Source organism: uncultured Actinomyces sp. (assembly GCF_963542285.1).
GTDB lineage: Bacteria > Actinomycetota > Actinomycetes > Actinomycetales > Actinomycetaceae > Pauljensenia.
The window spans coordinates 1-18,179 of the sequence record NZ_CAUTWQ010000018.1 but is presented as its reverse complement, the minus strand read 5'-3'; the positions used below and the strand labels follow the sequence as shown (position 1 = coordinate 18,179).

The following is an 18,179-nucleotide window of genomic DNA, read 5'->3' as shown; positions in this document are numbered from 1 at the left end:
CAGAACCTGGAAGGATAACCGATGAGCACAATCGCACCTGAACGACACAAAGAGGACGTCATCCGACACGATGATGATTTCTCTTTTGAAGCAGTTCCTTCAAAGAACCGACGGTCATTCTGGGCCGTCGGTTTTGTTATGCTCGGCTTCACCTTCTTCTCGGCTTCGATGAGCGTGGGCGCCAAGCTTGGAAACGGCCTGAACTTCAGCCAATATGTGTGGGCAGTCATCATCGGTGGCGCAATCCTTGCGGTCTACACGGGTGCGCTGGGCTACATCGGCGCAAAGACCGGTCTGAGCTTCGACCTCATGTCCCGTCGCACCTTCGGCCGCATCGGTTCCTTCCTGCCCTCAGCGCTGATCTCCTTCACTCAGATGGGGTGGTTTGGTGTGGGCGTCGCGATGTTCGCAATCCCCACCGCTGAAACCCTGCACATCAACGCGTGGCCCGTCGTCATCATTGCGGGCGGCCTGATGACCGCCTCGGCTTACTTCGGAATCAAGGCCATTGAGATCGTCTCCTTCGTTTCAGTACCTCTGATCGCAATCCTCGGAAGCTACTCCATGATCAGTGCGGTCAACGCAGGCGGCGGTATTGCCGCAGTCTTCGGTCAAAACCAAGGCATGACCACCGTTGCGGCCATCGGCCTCGTGATCGGAAGCTTCGTCTCTGGCGGTAGCGCAACCCCCAACTTCACTCGCTTCGCAAAGTCCGCAACCTCGGCAGTCATCACCACTGTGATCGCCTTCTTCATCGGTAACACCCTGATGTTCTCCTTCGGAGCGGTTGGTGGAGCCTTCACCGGTAAGGACGACATCTTCTACGTAATGATCGCTCAGGGCCTGCTGATTCCTGCGCTGATCGTCTTGGGTGCAAACATCTGGACGACAAACAACAACGCCCTGTACACCACCGGCCTGGGCTACGCGAACATCACCGGAATTAATAAGAAGCCGCTGGTTTTGATCGCAGGCATCATCGGAACCCTTGGAGCCCTGTGGCTCTACGACAACTTTGTCGGCTGGCTCAGCTTGCTCAATGCCACCCTGCCCCCCATCGGTGCAGTTCTGGTGGCCGATTACTTCGCACGCCGCCGCAGCTACATGGATCTGGGAACAGATGAACCCGAGGTCAAATGGGCACCGATCGTCGCCCTGATCGCGGGTGCACTCACCGGCTGGCTGACCCCCGGCTTTGGCATCGTCTCGATCAACGCCATGGTCGTCGCCATCGTGGTCTACTTCGTCGGAAGCGCAATCGAGAAGGGAATCCGTCGATGACCACCCCCGCAAGCGCTGGAGCGAATCTTCTCATCAAGGGCGTCCGTATTGAAGATGGCCCTGCTGGAGTCGACATCCGTATTACGGACGGAAAGTTCGCGGAAATCGGTGCTGGATTGGCGCCTCGTGAAGGCGAAGCGGTCCGCGACTACACGGGCAAGCTGGTTCTGCCTCCCTATATCGAGTCGCACGTGCACCTGGACACTGCGCTCACCTCGGGACAGCCGCGCTACAACGAAAGCGGAACCCTCTTCGAGGGCATCGAGGTGTGGAGTGAGCGCAAGCAGACCCTGACCTACGAGGACGTCAAGGACCGTGCGGGCCGAGCGCTTCGTCAGCAGGCACAGTTCGGGATTCAGTATGTGCGCTCGCACGTCGACGTTACTGACCCGGACCTGACAGCTCTTCGCGCGCTCATTGACCTGCGTGAGGAACTCAAGGACTCCATGACCCTGCAGTTGGTCGCCTTCCCGCAGGAAGGCATCGAGTCCTTCCCGAACGGACGTGACCTCATGCGTCGTGCGGCCGAAATGGGTGTCGATGCTATCGGTGCAATCCCGCACTTTGAGTTCACCCGCGAGTACTCCGTGTCCTCGCTGAACTTCGCAGTCGAACTTGCCCAGGAATACGGACTGCTCATGGACGTGCACTGCGACGAAATTGACGACGAGGCCTCGCGTGGGCTGGAAACCCTGGCTACGCGCGCGCTCGAGGCCGGGATTGGTCCGCGAGTCACTGCCTCGCACACGACCGCGATGCACTCGTATAACAACGCCTACTTCCTGCGCCTGGTGCGCCTGCTCAAGATGAGCGGCATCAACTTCGTGTCGAATCCGCTGGTCAATACGCACCTGCAGGGGCGCGTCGATACCTACCCGAAGCGCCGAGGTGTCACCCGCGTGAAGGAACTGACCGAGGCGGGAATCAACGTCTCATTTGGGCAGGACGACATTGAGGACCCGTGGAACCCCATGGGGACTGGAAACTTGCGAGATGTCGTGCTCAACGGCCTGTACGTCACCCAGATGATGGCGCGCAATGAGATCACGGGCTCGTACAACTTCATCACTCACAATGCAGCGCGCACACTCAACCTCTCCGATTACGGCATTGAGGTTGGCAACACCGCGAACTTCATTGTGTTGGATGCCGAGGACTGGTTCCACGCGCTGAGCTTTGGTTCTCCTGTTCTGGCAAACTTCCGCGCCGGTCGCATGTTGGCAGAGTGCGAGCCTCTTGCTCGCAGCGTGCACTTCTAAGGATTGCCGAGGCCGTGGTGCGTCAGGTGAATTTCTGAGGCCTGCATAAAAGTCCCGGGGTCAGGTGTGAACTGCGCCCCGAAACTTGGACGCGTTTAATGGTAGCCGTTATGCGGCTTCCCGTAGGGCCTGATCCCGGTATTCTGCCGGGGTCAGGCCCTTGAGCTTTACTTGGCGTCGTGTTGTGTTCCAGTGTGTGATGTAGGTGGCGAGGTCGGCCTTACCGAAGGAGAGCTTGAACTCGGTGACGTCGGTACCCATTTTCTGCCAGGGACCGGTCGCCGTGAAGTCGCGGCCAATGATGTTCTTGAAGCTTTGCCCCACGTCCCCCTTGTAGGAGTTGTACCTGTGGTAGTTCGTCTCGCGGCGTATGCCGCAGCGCAGCCCCATCTGACGCATCATCTTCAAGACCGTCTTGTCGGCAATGCGTTCTCCTTCCTCAGCGCGCAGGCACATCGCTATCTGCCTGTGACCGCACCCGTTGGGGGTTCGTGAAAAGATTTGGGCGACCTTGGGACGTAGCTGTACTCTGGTTGGCTGCTGGGGGTGAGCCAGCGCGTAGTAGTAGCTCGATTTGGCAAGGCCGGCAGCTTCGAGCAGATCACGCACCGCGTGTCCGTGCCCTGAAAGCTCGGCGACCGCTAGGGCTTTGTCCCGGTTTGGGAGCGCCTCTGCGCCTTCAGGGCAATCGATTTTTTTAGGTACGCCACCTGCGCCTCAAGCTTGCGCACACGCTTCTCGAGTTCCTCCTCACGCGTTGGTGGCACCGCCCGCACCGACCCTTTCGGCCTGCCCTTAGGCTTAGGCTTAAGCGCCTGCGCGCCACCCTCACGGTACAGCCTGCACCATTGCTTCAACGGTGTCGCGCTCGCAATACCGAAATGCACCATCGCCTCAGGTTTACTCATCCCACCGTCAACTACGGCCGCCGCTGCGGCGACCTTGGTCTCATAGTCGTATCTGGCTCGCTATACTTGCCCATGGCAAGAAGCCCGCCCCTCCCGATCACGCGGTACATCTTCTGCCAGTGTCGCACGGCCTCAGCAGGCACACCCAGCCTCTTGGCAGTCAAGCCATAGCCAATCCCCCTCTCAAACATCTCCACCGCCTGCTCCCGAAGCAAACGATCATGCCTCAACCCCAGATCCACAGACATGAAAAGCCTCCCATTCCCTAGACTTCAATTTCGATGTCCAAGAAACGGGAGGCAGTTCATAAATCTCTCAGCCCAGGGGCTTTCTTTATTGGGTTACTTTTGACTCAGCAAAAGGTATATAGTCACAAAATAATAAATACCCCATGAAGTCGATCCAAGCCACACCCATCAAAATAATAACATCCATGAAATATACATCTATAAAATTTCAGGAGCAGTCATTTATCAATCTCCTCTAAGTGAAGAACATTGAAATCTGTATTCTTATCCGATGTACTAGATGATTTATACGCTTTATATTTTATTCCTACTTTAATTGTTTCCAGATAACTAGGAACCGTATACCCTTGAGGTGCGACTACCATCTGAAGTGTTCCACACTCTTTCGTTTCCAAAACACCAACAGGCGCAACATCGTTATATCCCGCGACTGTCCCGCCCCGGTCAACTGTCTTTATCGATTGAATAGTGCATGTCTCGTAAGTATTTTTTATATTTACCCTATTAGATACATACAAGAAAATCATGAGCATAGCTAAGCAAATTATAAAAATAATCGGAAAACGATCCTCCCACACCTTTTGCATAAAACTATGTATTAATTTTTTAATATTGCCTATAAACATCATTGTCACTTAACCCTTGCCATCAACTCAACCGGAAAGAGTCGTTCAACTGTTCGATCCAGAAATCCTGCAGGATTATTAAATGCATCAGCAGTTTGGAATGCATACCATTGGCCCCTGTCCCGATACGTCTTCGCAGTCTCCGGACTTATCTTTACGGAAGACTTAATATATGACTTTGAAAAATCTTTAATCGCACCCTCTCTGACCTTTTCAAAGAACTTATCCTTTTCCCAGGGCTGTCCCTTAATCATTTGTTCAGGACCATACTGCAACGTTGTTTTCATAGCCCCCGTACCTGCATCAAAGCCAGCACTATAAGCAGCATCAACAAAACGATTCCTTGTGAGCTCCTCAAATGGTGCATACCCCTTGATATTAGCTCGTGGAGTTTGCCCAGGGGGTTATTGTGAACTGCGCCCCGGGATTTTTGTATGAGTGGGAAGGCTAGAACCTGCCTCTGGTGGATGCTGATTCATTGAGAGTGACCGGTTCTGCGTGGCCCCTGACCTGGTCGATGGTCAAGGTTGCTTGCACCCGAGTTGAGTAGGTGACTTCGCTTTCCTCGATGCATGCCCCGTTGTGGTCGTAGGTAGAGCCCGTGAGGTGGAGAAGGCAGCGGGTTCCCGCCGGTTCGCCAAGGATCGTGCGGGTTTCTTGGTCGATGCTTTGGGCACGCAGTGAGACAACGGAGAACTTTGGAGAGCTTTTATAGATGTCACGCAGAACGTGATAAATGGACAGATCTGTGAAGTCGATATCTTGGATACCGGGCAGTAGGTCGATCGGAATGAACGACAGATCAAGGCTAACGGGGAATGTGCCAGTGTTGCTTTCGATCAAGCGAAGTCGCTTGAGCCGTAGGAATGGGCGATTTTGCCGGGTGACTACTCCGTGCTCAATAACACGAGCACGTGCCTGGTCGCTGCTTCCCTGAAGGCGGTCTGTCAGTGAACCGAAACCCCACAGAATTCTCTTGTCATCCTGTGCAGTAACATAAGTCCCCTTGCCTTGGTATGAGCGTAAGTGTCCTTCATGGGTCAGAACCTGTAGAGCGCGGCGTACAGTGCCGCGCGTGACGGAGAAGCGCTCGCAGAGAATACTTTCGGACGGAAGTCTGGAACCGGGTGGAAGATCGCCATCCAGAATCTGACGTCGGAGTGCCTGGGCGATCTGCTCATATACCGGAGGAGAAATGCTGGTCACCTGTTGCTCCTTTGCGCATTGCTGACAGGCGCCCATGTTAGGTGACTCACACTCTAAAGGTCAATAGATGTTCTCCGCATCTTCGTACAGATTGTTGCGAAATCTATGGAAATGGCAAAAATCCCGGGGAACAGGTATGCCCTATTCCCCGGGAGAAAGTGTGAATCGACTTGAGACTCAGTTGTCACCTTCAACGACCTCAAGCGGGATTGTGTATTCGGTGCCGCTGGCATCGGTGACCTTCAGAGTGGTTTCACCGACCTTCTTGGGGTGGACGCGGAGGTTCTTAGAGCCCTTGACCTGCTCGGCGACCTCGGTGTCAGCGACCTCAACCTTGGCCTTAGATGCATCACCGTTGAGCTTGAACTCAAGGTCGCGCTTCTCGGGAAGAGTGACGCCCGTCTGAGTCACCGTTGCGGGATCCTTAGTGATGACCTTTTCGTTGGTTGCTGACTGAGGGCCGCTGGAGCAAGCAGCGAGGCCGTTTGCTGCCATGACGGCAATGCATACTGTTGCAATGAGAGATTTACGCATGATCCTCAGTCTAGCCATCCTCGGAAAAGCGTCCATCTCAGACTCCACATTTCGGAAGTTTGCACCGAAACTGCGACCAAATTGTGATCAAGCAACGCTGCCAAAGTCTCGGGGCGAAGACGATCTGTGGTTGATGCAAAAGTGGGATGCACTGGCGAAAAATAGCCGAAAAACGGACAATAAGAGCAAGCGTCGCCACCAAAGGAGCAAAAATGCAGGCCGATGACTACCGCAAGGTCCCCGAAGTTGGAGTGACCAATCCAACGATTGATGTGCTGCGTGCGCACCGCACAATCCGAAAGTTTGAGGACTCTCCGCTGAGCGTACAGGACCGCGATGCACTGATTGATGTTGCGCGTCGCGCCCCCACCTCGTCATTCCGTCAGCAGTTCTCGATCATTCACGTGACCGATGTAGCCTTGCGCGATCAGCTTGCCGAGGTTGCGCAGCAGCCCTATGTGGGCACTTCCAAGGGCGACCTTTTCATGTTCGTCGTTGACCTGTACCGCAATGCGCGCATCCGTGAAGAAGCTGGCTTGGATATCGCTCCCTTGCAGCGGACCAACCTCTTCCTTGCTGCAATGGAAGACGCGGTCCTTGCCGCACACAATATGGAAGTTGCCGCCGAATCAATGGGCTTGGGCACGGTCTACCTCGGTTCTCTTCTGAGAGGACCCCAGCGCACAATTGAACTCTTGAAGCTTCCGCGCATGACCTTCCCGATTCTGGGCCTCTTGGTTGGCCGCCCGCTTCAAGATCCCCCGTACCGGCCTCGTCTGCCCAAGCACCTTGCTGTTTCCGAGAACGCCTACCCGGTGGTCGAGGGTTCGTATCTCGAGGAGCTTGCCGAGTACGACGAAGACGTGCGCGCATACTACGAACTGCGTAAGGCTGGCCTGGGCGCGACCAATGCCTTCACTCAGCAGATTAGCGAGCAGATGGGCCTGCCAGATACCTTTGATACCGCGCCCGTCCTTGAGGTTTTGCACTCTCAGGGGCTGTGCTTGAACTGATTGAGAATTGCCGAGGTCGGGCGTGCCCTTGGGTCTTTCCCGGCCTCGGTAATTTTTTGCTTGTATGTCTGAGCGGATATGACTTTTGAAGGGGAGTTAGAGGAGGAAGAATGAGCACGCAGATTACAAAAGAGTTGGGATTCTCGACCTATGTTTTCGTCGAAAGACTGGGAAAAAATGCCGCAATTCTTCATCCCTTCCCCGAATACAACATTTCTTTAGTCGCGCAGGCTCTTGAAGAGGCGGGACTACCCATCAAAATCATGGGCGAGCATGCCCCCGAACGCGGTGAAGGAATCTACTTCCAAGAAGATGCTTTCCCGGATAAATTCTTGGGAATTCTTGCTGATGCCTTGAGCGTCCGGGGCATTGGTGCTTATGCATATTGCCTCGTCGATGGCTCAATGGGGGACTTGGACCTTCATCTTTTCACGCGTGTCGGTGAGAGTTTCCCGCGTGCTGGCAAGAAGGTTGTGCTGATGCGCCTCTACCTTGGGCGTTCAAGCGAAGGACCTGCCGCAACGACCTGGATTTTCGGTTCCCCATCCGATCTGGAAGAAGTCAACCGTCTTCTGGGAGAAAAGTACGATACTCAGCCAGTTTCCGACCCTGCCGGATTTGCGGCAATCGAAATTAAGCACCCTGAGTTTTCCGCGGGATTGCTGGAACCGTCGCAGATTATGGACGATATTTTCCAAACTCTTGGTCGGCATGGTTATGAAGGCCCAGCATTTGTAGAAGATCATTTTTCTCAGCAAAATGACGCGAATTTATAAGTGGCTGTAGATGCTCTGGTAGCGAAGTTGACACTTCGTAAAATTCGTTCAGAAAAGTCCCAGTAAACGCGCGTTTTTCTTGCAGTAAGACTTCATAAACTATCTGCATCAGACAACGAGCGATGGAAGTTGCTCGTATCTCTCCGGAAGACTTTCTGGGAAGACTGCTCTGTGTTGATGGGATAACGAAGAAGGGCTGACCACGGCGGTCAGTCCTTTTTCGTTTGTTATGTAGGGCTATGACTTTCGACCCATCGCCGGTTATGCTGAAGCATCCTCACTCAAGCAAAGGAGATTTTGTGAGCGCCGATTCCGCTCTGATTACACGTCAGCACCTGTTGGATCCCTCTTTGGAGCACACCCTCATCCTCGTTAAGCCAGACGGTTACGCCCGCGGTTTGACCGGTGAGATCCTGCGCCGCATTGAAGCGAAGGGCTACATTATCAAGGGTCTGAAGATCATGGTTGCCTCGCGCGAACTCCTCGCAGAGCACTACCGTGACCACGCGGGTAAGCCATTCTTTGAAGGGCTTCTTGATTTCATGAGTGCGGGTCCGCTGGTTGCCATCATTGTTGAAGGCCAGCGCGTCATTGAAGGCATGCGCACCATGATGGGATCAACGGATCCGACAACTGCGCCTGCCGGTACGATTCGCGGTGACTTGGGTCGCGCGTGGGATACCCCGAACATGGAGAACATCATCCACGGTTCAGATTGCGCAGAATCTGCCCTTCGTGAGATTCAGATTTGGTTCCCTGAAATCGACTAAAACCCAAGGCCCTCCACGATTTCGACGCCGGGAAGCGCAGCAAGGAGCTCTCCGGGAACAAAGAGCTTTGAGCGGCGCAGTCCCGAGCCGATGCAGGACCATCCCTGCACGCAACGCGAATCGATCAACAGTCGCCAGGCCTCGGGGATGCCAAGCGGAGTGATCCCTCCGTATTCCATCCCCGAGGCCTCGACTGCGCGTTCTTGCGGCCAAAACGAAGCTTTTCGTACGTCGAGAAGCTTCTTCACCACGTGATTCACATCAGCGTTGGTCGTTGCGCGCACAACACACGCTGCGATTCTTTCTTCACCCGCGCGCTTGCCCGCAACCAAAATACAATTCGAAGACAGTGCAAGATCCATCCCGAAAGCCTGGGTGAGAACTTCCGTATCAGCCAGTTCCGGGTCAACTTCACTTACTCGCGCTAACGAGGCCACCGCGGGGTTGGCCGCTTCGAGCGCCGTGAGCGCACGCGCGACTGGCTCAGCCACAAGGTTGAGGTGCTCCAGAGCTGGAAGCGTCTCTAAACTCCCCGAACCGGGAATTTCAATCGATTCACTCACGTGAGCTTTCTCCTTCTATGCAAAGCTCCCCGTCCATTGCGTATGTCTGCGCGCGCTGCAAATCAACGGGAGTATCGATATCAGCAACCCACGATGCCGGGACCTCGACATCAACGGTATTGAGCTGGGCAAGAAGGGAACGCATCGAACGATTCACCCACTCACTTGCGGGGAAGCGACTCACTGCCTCGAGCGAAAAAACTCCGATGAGATTTTGACGGTAACCATCGGCGCATGCACTGACGCCATCCACCTGCTTTCCCTGCGCCGCCAAATGAGCCACGGCCTCGAGAAGGCGAGGAAAGCACAGCGATGCAAGGGGAGCGTCCACGGGAAGCAGACCAATCCAGCGCGGCATCGCGCAAGCATCCCCAAGGATCCGCCTCACTGCATCGACACCGGTCAAGAACCCGGCCGCAGGTCCGGATTTCGGCGGATCTTCCATCACCCGAATAACATCGCTGGGAACAGTGACCGTTTCAGGAACAACGCACACATGCGGAATATTCGGCTGAGAAATCAGCGCCCACTCCAGTGCTCGCCGACCTTGAATGACCAAGTCCGGTTTTGACGCTCCGCCCAGGCGCTTTCCGTCGCCTCCGCCCAGGACAATTAACGCGCTGAGCGAGTCCATGTTCCGCTCCGACCACCGCTTTTCTCTTCGACATAGCACTCGCGAATCGCAACTAACTTATCGATGCCCTTCACCATGTCGATGATGGTCAGTGCAGCGACGGTTACGGCGGTCAGAGCTTCCATCTCGATGCCCGTTCGATCTGCGGTTCGAACGGTCGAACGGATCTCCACCCCATCTTCGGCCAGTGACAGATCGACCGCGCAGTAGTGAACGGCGATCGGGTGAGCCAGGGGGAGTAGCTCGGGAGTGCGCTTCGAGGCCTGAATTCCCGCGATTCGTGCGACTGCAAGAGCGTCGCCCTTGGGGACCGAATCATCACGGAGAGCCGCCATGATTTTTGGTGAGCACTCGACAAAACCACGTGCTCGCGCCTGACGCACGGTCGGTGTTTTCGCCGTGATATCAACCATGTGTGCCTCACCGTGCTCGGTGAGGTGAGTGAATGGACTGGATTCGCTCATGTCAGCCTTTCGGCGCTCGTTTGACGGGAAGAGAATGGAAAAGTGATCAGACTCGAACCGCAGTCAGGATCGACCAGGGTTCAACCGAAGTGACATCTTCGGGGACGATCGCCAGCGCGTTCACCGAATGCAAAGAGGCAACAAGGTGAGAACGCGAACCCAACCTGTGTGTCGGAACCACAATCGGAGTCTGTTCTGGGCCATCGGGTTCAGAAAGAATGACCGGTACAAACTGACGCTTACCTTCGGGGGAAATCCAGCCGTTTGGTGTGGTGACAACAATGGGACGCAGTAGTTCGCGCCCGTTGAGACCGGTGAATTCGGCCAGAATTGGGCGAACAAACATATGGAAGGAGACGAAGACCGATACCGGGTTTCCGGGTAGAGTCGCCAAGTAGACATCGCGTCCGTCACTTGCCTGAAGGACGCCGAAGCCCTGCGGCTTCCCGGGCTGCATGGCGACGCGCACGAAGTCAACTCCCTTACCCAAGCCAACTTCCTTGACAACGTCGTAGGCTCCAGCACTGACGCCTCCCGAGGTGATGATGAGGTCGGCGACATCACCTGCCTGACGCAAAACTTCAGCAAAGTGAGCGGGGTCGTCGTTGGAGTGGAAAATTCCCGTCACTTGGGCACCCGCGCGGCGAGCCAGCGCAGCGATCATCACTGAGTTTGAATCAGGGATCTGAGCGCCCTTGAGCTCTTCGCCTGGGGCGCGTAGTTCGTCACCCGTTGAGACGATGGCGATGCGGGGGCTGGGGTAGACCTTTACGCTTGCGTAACCAACCGATACTGCCGAGGCGATAGCTGCGGGTGTGAGAACGTCACCGGCATGCAAAATGACGTCTCCGGGCGAGCAGTCCTCGCCCTGATGGCGCACGTGAGCTCCCACCTTTGCGGGGGCGTAGATGCTGATGCTTTCGGGGAGGGGATGGGGACCGGGTTCCTCGGAGGTATGCTCCACGGGAACGATGGTGTTTGCACCCTCGGGAATGCGAGCGCCCGTCATGATGCGCCATGCGGTACCGGGTTCAAGAACGTGGGTCCCGTTATCTCCTGCCGCGATGTCGCCAGCGACCGCGATGGTGAAGGGGTTCTCAGGGGAAGCCTCGAGATCGTGATCGAGGTGAAGTGCATAGCCATCCATTCCCGAATTTGAGAAAGGCGGGACTGCAAAGCGCGCGACAAGATCATCGACGAGGACATGATCAAGTGCCTGATCGATGGGCAGCTCGGTCGGGGAGAGGGGGTGCACACGCCCCAAGATGGAGTTCAAATAGTCTTCAAGAAGTTGCATCGTAGTCTCCTTCGCGCGGTCCGCATGGGGCCATGGCTCAGTTTATGGCTTATTCGATAGGTTCGGGGGTGGCTTCGGCGGGAGTTACCGAGGGAAGTTTTGCAGGGGTGGTTCGAGGCCTGAATGGGACGACGTTCCAGCGACCTGCAGCCGTATCAACAATGAGCAGACGCCCGATTAAGGGCTCACCAACTCCGGTGACCCACTTCAGACATTCTGTGGCGAGGACCGATCCGCCTTGCCCGCAGACGGCACCCAGAACGCCGACGGTTTTGGAACTCATCGTTTCGACGGTGGGGGGTTCGGGATAGACATCGCGAAGAGTCAGGCCATCGGTGAAAAGCGAAGCCTGGAAGGACATTGATACCAAAGTGCCCCACATGTGCGGGCGCCCAACGCGTGCACAGGTATCTGAAATTGCGTACTTTGCGGTGAAATTGTCGGTCGCATCGACAACGAAGTCGTAGGCCGCAACGGTCTCATCACTCTGGCCATCAATAATCTTCGGTTCGATGTTGACCTGGATATCGGGGTTGAGTGCAAGGACAGTCATCTTGGCGGATTCGGCCTTATTCATTCCCAAGCGTGCGACGCCGTGAATGACTTGTCGCTGGAGGTTAGACTCCTCCAGATTGTCCGGGTCGGAGATGCCGATCGTTCCAATCCCCGCTGCCGCCAAATAGGCCAAGACGGGCGATCCCAAGCCGCCGGCACCGACAACAAGGACCTTCGCAGCGCGGATCTTTTCGATGCCGCTCTCACCGATTCCGGGGATACGAGCGGTCATAATGTCTCGCTGCGCTACCATGTCTATGTCCCTTCACGACCATTTAAATAAGGGGAGTCCCGTGATTATTGATACCGATATTGTCTCTGTTCCAACGGAGATGTGCTCGGGGGAAGTACCCCTTATTCCAGCTCATTCGGGTGCGCGCGTCGTTTTTGAGGGTGTTGTTCGCGATCACGATGGTGGTGAAGGAGTCCACTACTTGGAGTACTCCGCTCACCCCGCGGCCGCCAAGTTCCTTCGTGCAAGTGTCGAAAAATCACTGGAAACACTGGGAAATCCCGAGGTTGATGGCATCTACGTCCGTCATCGCGTGGGACACCTAGAAATTGGGGACGTCGCGCTGCTTGTTGTCGTCGACAGTGCCCACCGCAAGGAAGCCTTCGCGCTGTGCGGTCAAATTGTCGACGACATTAAAGTCAGCGTGCCGATCTGGAAAGATCAGTATTTCAGCGATGGTCACAATGAGTGGAGCAATACTCCGTAATTCGGATATACCGTGTCACTGTCAGTGTCAGAGGCGCTAGGTAAAGCGCCGCGCGTTAAATAACAAATCGGGCCGAGCAGTGTGCTCAGCCCGATTCTGCATCTCAGCCACCCGCAAAAGGCGGAAGGACGTCAAGACGAATCCCGCTGCGGTCGGCGACGGAGACCACGGCCTCGTCGCTCAGGGATGAAGCTCCCAAGGCTTGGGCAAGAGTTGCCTGAGCGTCAACAAGTTCTTCGTTCACCAGGAAGGACGAGGCCGCCAGAAGATCGTCGATATCGCGATCAGTTGAGCGACGAACAAGGTCGACGACTGTTTCGTTTGAGTCGTCCGCAACCTCGATCACTGCGCTTTCTGTGCCAACTGCAGCGCTCGCGGCGGCGAAATAACGGATCGTGATCCTCATGGGGACTTTCAACCTCCAATTTTCGACATGGAATAGGACTGGGGGACCGGAGCGAGAAGCTGGTGACCAGCGGGTTTAGCCCACATGGCATCCTTCCATAGCTCGGCTAATTCTTCATCGCTTGCACCCGCACGCATGGGAGCGTGCAAGTCAACACTGTCCACACTGAATAGACAGGAATAGATCTTTCCATCTGCACTCAGGCGAGTTCGGGTGCATGAGGCGCAGAAGGGGGACGTCATCGAGGCGATCACGCCGATGATGCCTCCCGGATGGGTGTCGCTGGGGGCGACCGACCATCGGCGCGCAGGTTCCGAGGCTGCGGTAATGACATCGGTCAGCTCGAAGGACTCGCGAAGAACACGCTGGATATCGTGCGCCGTTGGTCTGGAAGAGAAAGAAGCAGCCAAAGGGCCGATTGGCATGAATTCGATGGCGCGCCACTGATAGCCGCGTTCTAAGGCGAAGGTCACCAAGGCAGGGATTTCCGCCAGGGACTGCTGATCAACGACGACAGTGTTGAGTTTGACGGTTCCGGGAAGTGCGGATGCATCGACCGCATCGAGGGCGCGAAGGACATCGCTTGAGCGGTTGCGACGCGAAAGCTCAGCGAAACGGACCGGATCCAAACTGTCGATGGACACATTGAGACGTTGAAGACCAGCGTCTACCAGGGAATCGATGACGCGATCGAGTCCAATACCGTTCGTCGTCAAGGCCAAGTCCGGCTCAACCCCGGCGTCTTCGAAGCCCTTGCGAACGGCCTCGACAATCTGGGGAAGATCGGGGCGCAAGAGCGGTTCGCCGCCGGTGATGCGCGCCTGGGTGACGCCAAGGGTTGCGGCGATTTTTGCCAAGCGGCGGAATTCTTCTGGACGCAAAAGGTCGCTGCGCTTCAGCCAGTCCGTCACCTTTTCGGGCAGGCAATATACGCAGCGAAGATTGCATCGATCGGTGACCGAGATACGCAGATCTGTGGCCGTTCGACCGAAGGTGTCCAGAAGAAGAGGTTCGTACATCAAATCAGTCAGTAACCAAGTCGAGCTGTTCAAGAACGTGAGGGACCAGCGGACCGATCACGCTAATCGTGTCTTTCACGCCGCCGCGTGACCCCGGTGCGTTCACGATGAAGCACGGAGTTTCGCCCTGCCGACTGACGCCGACAAGGCCACGAGAGAGTGAAGCGAGAGGGGTGTTGACCAAGCCGACCTGCGCAATCTGCATGGCGATCGCGTCCATGCGTGCGTCCAGAAGGGGAGCGGTGGCTTCGGGAGTGAGGTCACGATCCGTAACGCCGGTTCCGCCGGTGGTCACGATGACGCGCGCGCCTTGAGCCATTGCATCGAGGATCGCATTTCGTACAGAAGCAATGCCATCGGGGACAACGCGGACCTGATCGACAATAACGCCCCAATCAGCCAAAAGAGCAGCGGCCAGAGGCCCGGATTTATCTTCAGTTTCTCCGCGGAAGCAACGATCTGAAGCGGTAATCACCGCACCTGCGACAGTTCCCTCCATTTTCTGCAAACCCTTCTGCTGAATCTTTGCATGGGGGTCGGGATGTACCGGCTGAGCGTCAGAACTATTACGCAAAACAAACCTCCCGAAATAGGTCCTTAAATGGGGTTTTTACAGTTGACAGAAATTGACGTTCTTGCAAGCTTTTTCGCGTAATTTCGCGTAATTCTCAATTAGAACGAGTTGTCCCTTATATATTAGCGACAAGTATGCGTTTAGGTAGGAAAGGGAGAGTGTCAATGACTACCTCACATGCTGAATCGTCAGCTGCGCCCGCGGAAAAACGAGCCAGTAAATATGTCCTTCAAGATTGGGACCCGAACAACCCTGAAAAGTGGGATTCGAAGCTTGCGTGGAGGACGCTGATCATCACCACGTACTCGCTCATTCTGGGCTTCTGTGTGTGGTTCCTGCCGAGCGCCATTGCGCCCAAGCTGACGCTTCTTGGATTTAACCTCAGTGCTTCTCAGCTCTACTGGTTGACCGCATTGCCCGGCTTGGCCGCAGGCCTTCTGCGTCTTGTCTACATGTTCCTGCCCCCGGTGATCGGTACACGCAAGATGGTGGGCATCACCTCACTGCTCTTCGTGATCCCCATGCTGGGTTGGTTCTACGTTGTCCAGGACAACACCACCCCCTACTGGGTCCTGCTGACCCTGGCCTTCATGTGTGGAATCGGCGGCGGCGCATTCTCTGGCTACATGGCCTCCACCGGCTACTTCTTCCCCAAGCGTCTGTCCGGCACGGCGCTCGGCCTGCAGGGCGGCATTGGCAACCTCGGCATGTCCGTCATTCAGTTGGTCGGCCCCATCCTCATGGGCTTCAGCCTCTTCGGTATGACCTGGCTGGCCCCGCAGAAGCAGGTGTCCGGCGACCATGTCGGTGAGAACATCTGGGTCTACAACGCCGCGGAATTCTTCATCCCGTGGTGCATCCTCGCGGCGATCTTCGCCTTCATCTGGCTGCGCGACGTTCCCGTCAAGGCCAACATCAAGCAGCAGCTGGACATCTTCTCCAACCCCAACACCTGGTACATGACCATTCTCTACGTGATGACCTTCGGCCTGTTCTCCGGATTTTCCGCAGTCTTCGGCCTGCTCATCAACAACCAGTTCGGCCGCGAGTCCTCCCTCGGCCTGCCGGTCCTGGGCGCGACCTTCGCTTTCCTCGGCCCCCTCATCGGCTCGATCATCCGCATGTCCTGGGGCGTCTTCTGCGACCGCATGGGCGGCGCCATCTGGACCTTCATCTCCGGCGTCGGCATGGCCATCACCCTGGCCGGCATCGCTTGGGTCCTGTACAACCCCACAGGCTGGAACGACTTCTACATCTTCATGGCGCTCATGCTCACCATGTTCCTGTTCTCCGGCTTCGGCAACGCCGGTACCTTCAAGCAGATGCCGATGATCATGCCGGCCCGCCAGGCCGGCGGCGCCATCGGCTTCACCTCCGCCATCGCATCCCTCGGCCCCTTCCTCGTCGGCGTCGCCCTCTCTGCGGTCGGCACCGGCGGCGCCTGGGCCTTCTTCCTCGGATGCGCCATCTTCTGCGCCCTGTGCTCGGTCCTGTGCTGGGTCATGTACGCGCGCAAGAACGCCCCGTTCCCCGGCTGATCCACCCGGCACTGCGTGGTGCCAGCGGACCTGCCACTACCTCGTCAATCGACTCTTAGGAGCAACCCATGACGAATCTCGAATCCGATATGACCTTCCCGACCTACGGCGGCGAGGTCAAGCCCGCGACCGGCGCGACCCTGTTCGCGCTCGGCTCGTGGCTGCGTCGCGGCAAGGCGTCCGCCGACGCGCGCCAGCTCTTCCTCGAGGGCGGCCGCGACGGCGACTCCTTCTACCGCGACCGCTGGAGCTACGACAAGATCGTGCGCTCCACCCATGGCGTGAACTGCACGGGCTCGTGCTCGTGGAAGATCTTCGTCAAGGACGGCGTCATCACCTGGGAAACCCAGCAGACTGACTACCCGTCAACCGGCGCTGACATGCCCGAGTACGAGCCCCGCGGCTGCCCGCGTGGCGCGGCGTTCTCGTGGTACGAGTACTCGCCGACCCGTATCAAGTACCCCTACGTGCGCGGCGTCCTGCTCGACATGTTCCGCGAGGCCAAGAAGCGCCTCGGGGATCCCGTCGACGCGTGGGCCGCGGTCGTTGAGGACCCGGAGAAGGCGCGTGCCTACAAGTCGCAGCGTGGCCGCGGCGGCATGGTCCGCGTGTCGTGGGAAGAGGCGATGGAGATCGTCGCCGCCGCCTACGTGCACACGATCAAGCAGTACGGCCCCGACCGCATCGCCGGCTTCTCGGTCATCCCCGCCATGTCGATGATCTCCTACGGTGCGGGCTCCCGCTTCCACGAGCTCATCGGCGCCACCATGCTGTCCTTCTACGACTGGTACGCGGACCTGCCCCCAGCCTCGCCTCAGGTGTTCGGCGACCAGACCGACGTGCCCGAGGCCGGCGACTGGTTCAACTCGCAGTACCTCATCATGTGGGGCTCGAACCTGCCGCTGACCCGTACCCCCGACGCTCACTTCATGGCCGAGGCCCGCTACCACGGCCAGAAGGTCATCGTCGTGTCCCCGGACTTCGCGGATAACACGAAGTTCGCGGACGACTGGTTGCGCGTCCAGCCCGGCACGGACGGTGCCCTGGCGCAGGCCATGGGTCACGTCATCCTCAAGGAATTCCACGTCGGCAAGCGCGAGCCCATGTTCCTCGATTACATGAAGCGCTACACCGACTCCCCGTTCCTGGTGGAGATTAACGAGGTCGGCGAGGGCGCCCACGAGGGCATCGACCCGACGACCCTGGTCCCCGGCAAGTTCCTGACGGCCGCCAAGATGCCCGCAGGCACGACCGAGCGCACCGAGAACAACGAGTTCCGTCCCCTCGTCATCGAGGCCGACGGCACCGTGAAGGACCCGGGCGGCACGCTCGCCGATCGCTTCGGCGAGGAGGGCGCAGGCCACTGGAACCTCAACCTGGACGGCGTCGAGCCCGTCATGTCCATCATGGACACGGACGAGTGGGAAGCCGCCCTGATCGCACTGCCGCGCTTCGACCTGCCCGCGGCCTCCGGCCAGTCCTCGGTCGGCGGCGGCTACGTGTTGCGTGGCGTGCCCGCGCGCCGCGTCAACGGACGCCTCGTGACGACCGTGTTCGACATCCTGCTCGCCCAGTACGCCGTCGAGCGTGAGGGCCTGCCGGGTGAGTGGCCCACCGACTACATGGACGCCTCCACGCCGGGCACGCCCGCGTGGCAGGAGGAGTTCACCTCGGTTCCCGCCGCCGCAGCCATCAAGATCGGCCGCGAGTTCGCGCAGAACGCGGTTGAGACGCAGGGCCGTTCCATGATCCTCATGGGCGCCGGCACGAACCACTACTACCACTCCGA

22 protein-coding genes are annotated in these 18,179 nt (G+C 57.3%); 9 read left to right on the top strand and 13 right to left on the bottom strand.

Annotated elements, in window-relative coordinates; genetic code table 11:
* Positions 1-21: 21 nt before the first annotated feature.
* On the top strand, positions 22-1,281 hold the full coding sequence (gene codB / locus RW023_RS07290) for a cytosine permease (protein WP_315580568.1): 1,260 nt from the start codon (positions 22-24) through the stop codon (positions 1,279-1,281).
* Positions 1,278-2,540, top strand: a complete 1,263-nt coding sequence (codA, locus tag RW023_RS07285; RefSeq protein ID WP_315580567.1) for a cytosine deaminase — start codon at positions 1,278-1,280, stop codon at positions 2,538-2,540. The genes codB and codA overlap by 4 nt, the downstream gene beginning before the upstream one ends.
* Before the next feature lie 108 nt (positions 2,541-2,648).
* On the opposite strand, the gene RW023_RS07280 is transcribed toward codA, so the two are convergent.
* Positions 2,649-3,149, bottom strand: coding sequence for an IS3 family transposase (locus RW023_RS07280; protein WP_315580566.1), 501 nt, complete (start codon positions 3,147-3,149; stop codon positions 2,649-2,651).
* A gap of 32 nt (positions 3,150-3,181) precedes the next feature.
* Complete coding sequence (locus RW023_RS07275) at positions 3,182-3,430, bottom strand: helix-turn-helix domain-containing protein (protein WP_315580585.1); 249 nt, start codon at positions 3,428-3,430, stop codon at positions 3,182-3,184.
* A gap of 791 nt (positions 3,431-4,221) precedes the next feature.
* Between RW023_RS07275 and RW023_RS08410 the strand changes: the two genes are divergently transcribed.
* Complete coding sequence (locus RW023_RS08410; RefSeq protein ID WP_399499486.1) at positions 4,222-4,335, top strand: hypothetical protein; 114 nt, start codon at positions 4,222-4,224, stop codon at positions 4,333-4,335.
* Here RW023_RS08410 and RW023_RS07265 read toward each other — a convergent pair.
* The 3 genes from RW023_RS07265 to RW023_RS07255 form a co-directional block, all read right to left on the bottom strand.
* Positions 4,328-4,609: a hypothetical protein gene (locus tag RW023_RS07265; RefSeq protein WP_315580564.1), complete on the bottom strand. Its 282-nt coding sequence runs from the start codon at positions 4,607-4,609 to the stop codon at positions 4,328-4,330. The genes RW023_RS08410 and RW023_RS07265 overlap by 8 nt on opposite strands.
* Positions 4,610-4,769: 160 nt before the next feature.
* Entirely contained in the window at positions 4,770-5,528 is a 759-nt protein-coding gene (locus RW023_RS07260; RefSeq protein ID WP_315580563.1) for a GntR family transcriptional regulator, read from the bottom strand.
* 177 nt (positions 5,529-5,705) lie between these two features.
* Entirely contained in the window at positions 5,706-6,062 is a 357-nt protein-coding gene (locus RW023_RS07255) for a pilus assembly protein N-terminal domain-containing protein (protein ID WP_315580562.1), read from the bottom strand.
* A gap of 212 nt (positions 6,063-6,274) precedes the next feature.
* Here RW023_RS07255 and RW023_RS07250 point away from each other — a divergent pair, with 212 nt between their 5' ends.
* From RW023_RS07250 to ndk, 3 genes are all read left to right on the top strand, one after another.
* The gene (locus tag RW023_RS07250; RefSeq protein ID WP_315580561.1) at positions 6,275-7,075 is read left to right on the top strand and encodes a nitroreductase family protein; all 801 of its coding nucleotides are present in this window, start codon (positions 6,275-6,277) and stop codon (positions 7,073-7,075) included.
* Positions 7,076-7,185: 110 nt separating this feature from the next.
* Complete coding sequence (locus RW023_RS07245) at positions 7,186-7,851, top strand: hypothetical protein (RefSeq protein WP_315580560.1); 666 nt, start codon at positions 7,186-7,188, stop codon at positions 7,849-7,851.
* Positions 7,852-8,150: 299 nt separating this feature from the next.
* Positions 8,151-8,621, top strand: a complete 471-nt coding sequence (ndk, locus tag RW023_RS07240; protein WP_315580559.1) for a nucleoside-diphosphate kinase — start codon at positions 8,151-8,153, stop codon at positions 8,619-8,621.
* Here ndk and RW023_RS07235 read toward each other — a convergent pair.
* From RW023_RS07235 to RW023_RS07215, 5 genes are read right to left on the bottom strand one after another with little or no spacing between them, the layout of a single operon-like run.
* Positions 8,618-9,184 (bottom strand): YbaK/EbsC family protein, encoded by a 567-nt coding sequence (locus RW023_RS07235; RefSeq protein WP_315580558.1) that lies wholly within the window; start codon positions 9,182-9,184, stop codon positions 8,618-8,620. The genes ndk and RW023_RS07235 overlap by 4 nt on opposite strands.
* A complete protein-coding gene (locus tag RW023_RS07230; RefSeq protein WP_315580557.1) occupies positions 9,177-9,818 on the bottom strand; it encodes an NTP transferase domain-containing protein in 642 nt (213 codons plus the stop codon). The genes RW023_RS07235 and RW023_RS07230 overlap by 8 nt, the downstream gene beginning before the upstream one ends.
* A complete protein-coding gene (moaC, locus tag RW023_RS07225; protein WP_315580556.1) occupies positions 9,797-10,282 on the bottom strand; it encodes a cyclic pyranopterin monophosphate synthase MoaC in 486 nt (161 codons plus the stop codon). The genes RW023_RS07230 and moaC overlap by 22 nt, the downstream gene beginning before the upstream one ends.
* 46 nt (positions 10,283-10,328) lie before the next feature.
* Positions 10,329-11,579 (bottom strand): gephyrin-like molybdotransferase Glp, encoded by a 1,251-nt coding sequence (glp, locus tag RW023_RS07220; RefSeq protein WP_315580555.1) that lies wholly within the window; start codon positions 11,577-11,579, stop codon positions 10,329-10,331.
* 49 nt (positions 11,580-11,628) lie between these two features.
* Positions 11,629-12,387 (bottom strand): HesA/MoeB/ThiF family protein, encoded by a 759-nt coding sequence (locus RW023_RS07215; protein ID WP_315580554.1) that lies wholly within the window; start codon positions 12,385-12,387, stop codon positions 11,629-11,631.
* A gap of 40 nt (positions 12,388-12,427) precedes the next feature.
* On the opposite strand from RW023_RS07215, the gene RW023_RS07210 reads away from it, so the two are divergent.
* Positions 12,428-12,853: a molybdenum cofactor biosynthesis protein MoaE gene (locus tag RW023_RS07210; RefSeq protein WP_315580553.1), complete on the top strand. Its 426-nt coding sequence runs from the start codon at positions 12,428-12,430 to the stop codon at positions 12,851-12,853.
* A 103-nt stretch (positions 12,854-12,956) separates the two neighbouring features.
* Here RW023_RS07210 and RW023_RS07205 read toward each other — a convergent pair whose 3' ends face one another.
* The 3 genes from RW023_RS07205 to RW023_RS07195 are packed head-to-tail and all read right to left on the bottom strand — an operon-like array spanning position 12,957 to position 14,852.
* Positions 12,957-13,259 carry a MoaD/ThiS family protein gene (locus RW023_RS07205; RefSeq protein WP_009408050.1) on the bottom strand — a complete coding sequence of 101 codons (303 nt, stop codon included), beginning with the start codon at positions 13,257-13,259 and terminating at the stop codon, positions 12,957-12,959.
* 8 nt (positions 13,260-13,267) lie between these two features.
* Positions 13,268-14,278, bottom strand: a complete 1,011-nt coding sequence (gene moaA / locus RW023_RS07200) for a GTP 3',8-cyclase MoaA (protein WP_315580552.1) — start codon at positions 14,276-14,278, stop codon at positions 13,268-13,270.
* Between the two features lie 4 nt (positions 14,279-14,282).
* Positions 14,283-14,852, bottom strand: a complete 570-nt coding sequence (locus RW023_RS07195; protein WP_315580551.1) for a MogA/MoaB family molybdenum cofactor biosynthesis protein — start codon at positions 14,850-14,852, stop codon at positions 14,283-14,285.
* A gap of 164 nt (positions 14,853-15,016) precedes the next feature.
* Between RW023_RS07195 and RW023_RS07190 the strand changes: the two genes are divergently transcribed.
* The gene (locus RW023_RS07190) at positions 15,017-16,390 is read left to right on the top strand and encodes a nitrate/nitrite transporter (protein WP_315580550.1); all 1,374 of its coding nucleotides are present in this window, start codon (positions 15,017-15,019) and stop codon (positions 16,388-16,390) included.
* Positions 16,391-16,458: 68 nt separating this feature from the next.
* Positions 16,459-18,179: molybdopterin-dependent oxidoreductase (locus RW023_RS07185; RefSeq protein WP_315580549.1), on the top strand; the 1,721-nt coding region annotated here is incomplete at its 3' end.

Bases quoted from the DNA above. Each gene is read 5' to 3' on its own strand.
- RW023_RS07205 (WP_009408050.1), bottom strand. From the start codon at position 13,259: ATGAGGATCACGATCCGTTATTTCGCCGCCGCGAGCGCTGCAGTTGGC.
- codB (WP_315580568.1), top strand. From the start codon at position 22: ATGAGCACAATCGCACCTGAACGACACAAAGAGGACGTCATCCGACAC.
- RW023_RS07230 (WP_315580557.1), bottom strand. From the start codon at position 9,818: ATGGACTCGCTCAGCGCGTTAATTGTCCTGGGCGGAGGCGACGGAAAG.
- RW023_RS07190 (WP_315580550.1), top strand. From the start codon at position 15,017: ATGACTACCTCACATGCTGAATCGTCAGCTGCGCCCGCGGAAAAACGA.
- RW023_RS08410 (WP_399499486.1), top strand. From the start codon at position 4,222: ATGAGCATAGCTAAGCAAATTATAAAAATAATCGGAAAACGATCCTCC.
- RW023_RS07215 (WP_315580554.1), bottom strand. From the start codon at position 12,387: ATGGTAGCGCAGCGAGACATTATGACCGCTCGTATCCCCGGAATCGGT.
- RW023_RS07255 (WP_315580562.1), bottom strand. From the start codon at position 6,062: ATGCGTAAATCTCTCATTGCAACAGTATGCATTGCCGTCATGGCAGCA.
- RW023_RS07265 (WP_315580564.1), bottom strand. From the start codon at position 4,609: ATGAAAACAACGTTGCAGTATGGTCCTGAACAAATGATTAAGGGACAG.
- RW023_RS07250 (WP_315580561.1), top strand. From the start codon at position 6,275: ATGCAGGCCGATGACTACCGCAAGGTCCCCGAAGTTGGAGTGACCAAT.
- moaC (WP_315580556.1), bottom strand. From the start codon at position 10,282: ATGAGCGAATCCAGTCCATTCACTCACCTCACCGAGCACGGTGAGGCA.
- RW023_RS07275 (WP_315580585.1), bottom strand. From the start codon at position 3,430: ATGGTGCATTTCGGTATTGCGAGCGCGACACCGTTGAAGCAATGGTGC.
- codA (WP_315580567.1), top strand. From the start codon at position 1,278: ATGACCACCCCCGCAAGCGCTGGAGCGAATCTTCTCATCAAGGGCGTC.
- RW023_RS07245 (WP_315580560.1), top strand. From the start codon at position 7,186: ATGAGCACGCAGATTACAAAAGAGTTGGGATTCTCGACCTATGTTTTC.
- moaA (WP_315580552.1), bottom strand. From the start codon at position 14,278: ATGTACGAACCTCTTCTTCTGGACACCTTCGGTCGAACGGCCACAGAT.
- glp (WP_315580555.1), bottom strand. From the start codon at position 11,579: ATGCAACTTCTTGAAGACTATTTGAACTCCATCTTGGGGCGTGTGCAC.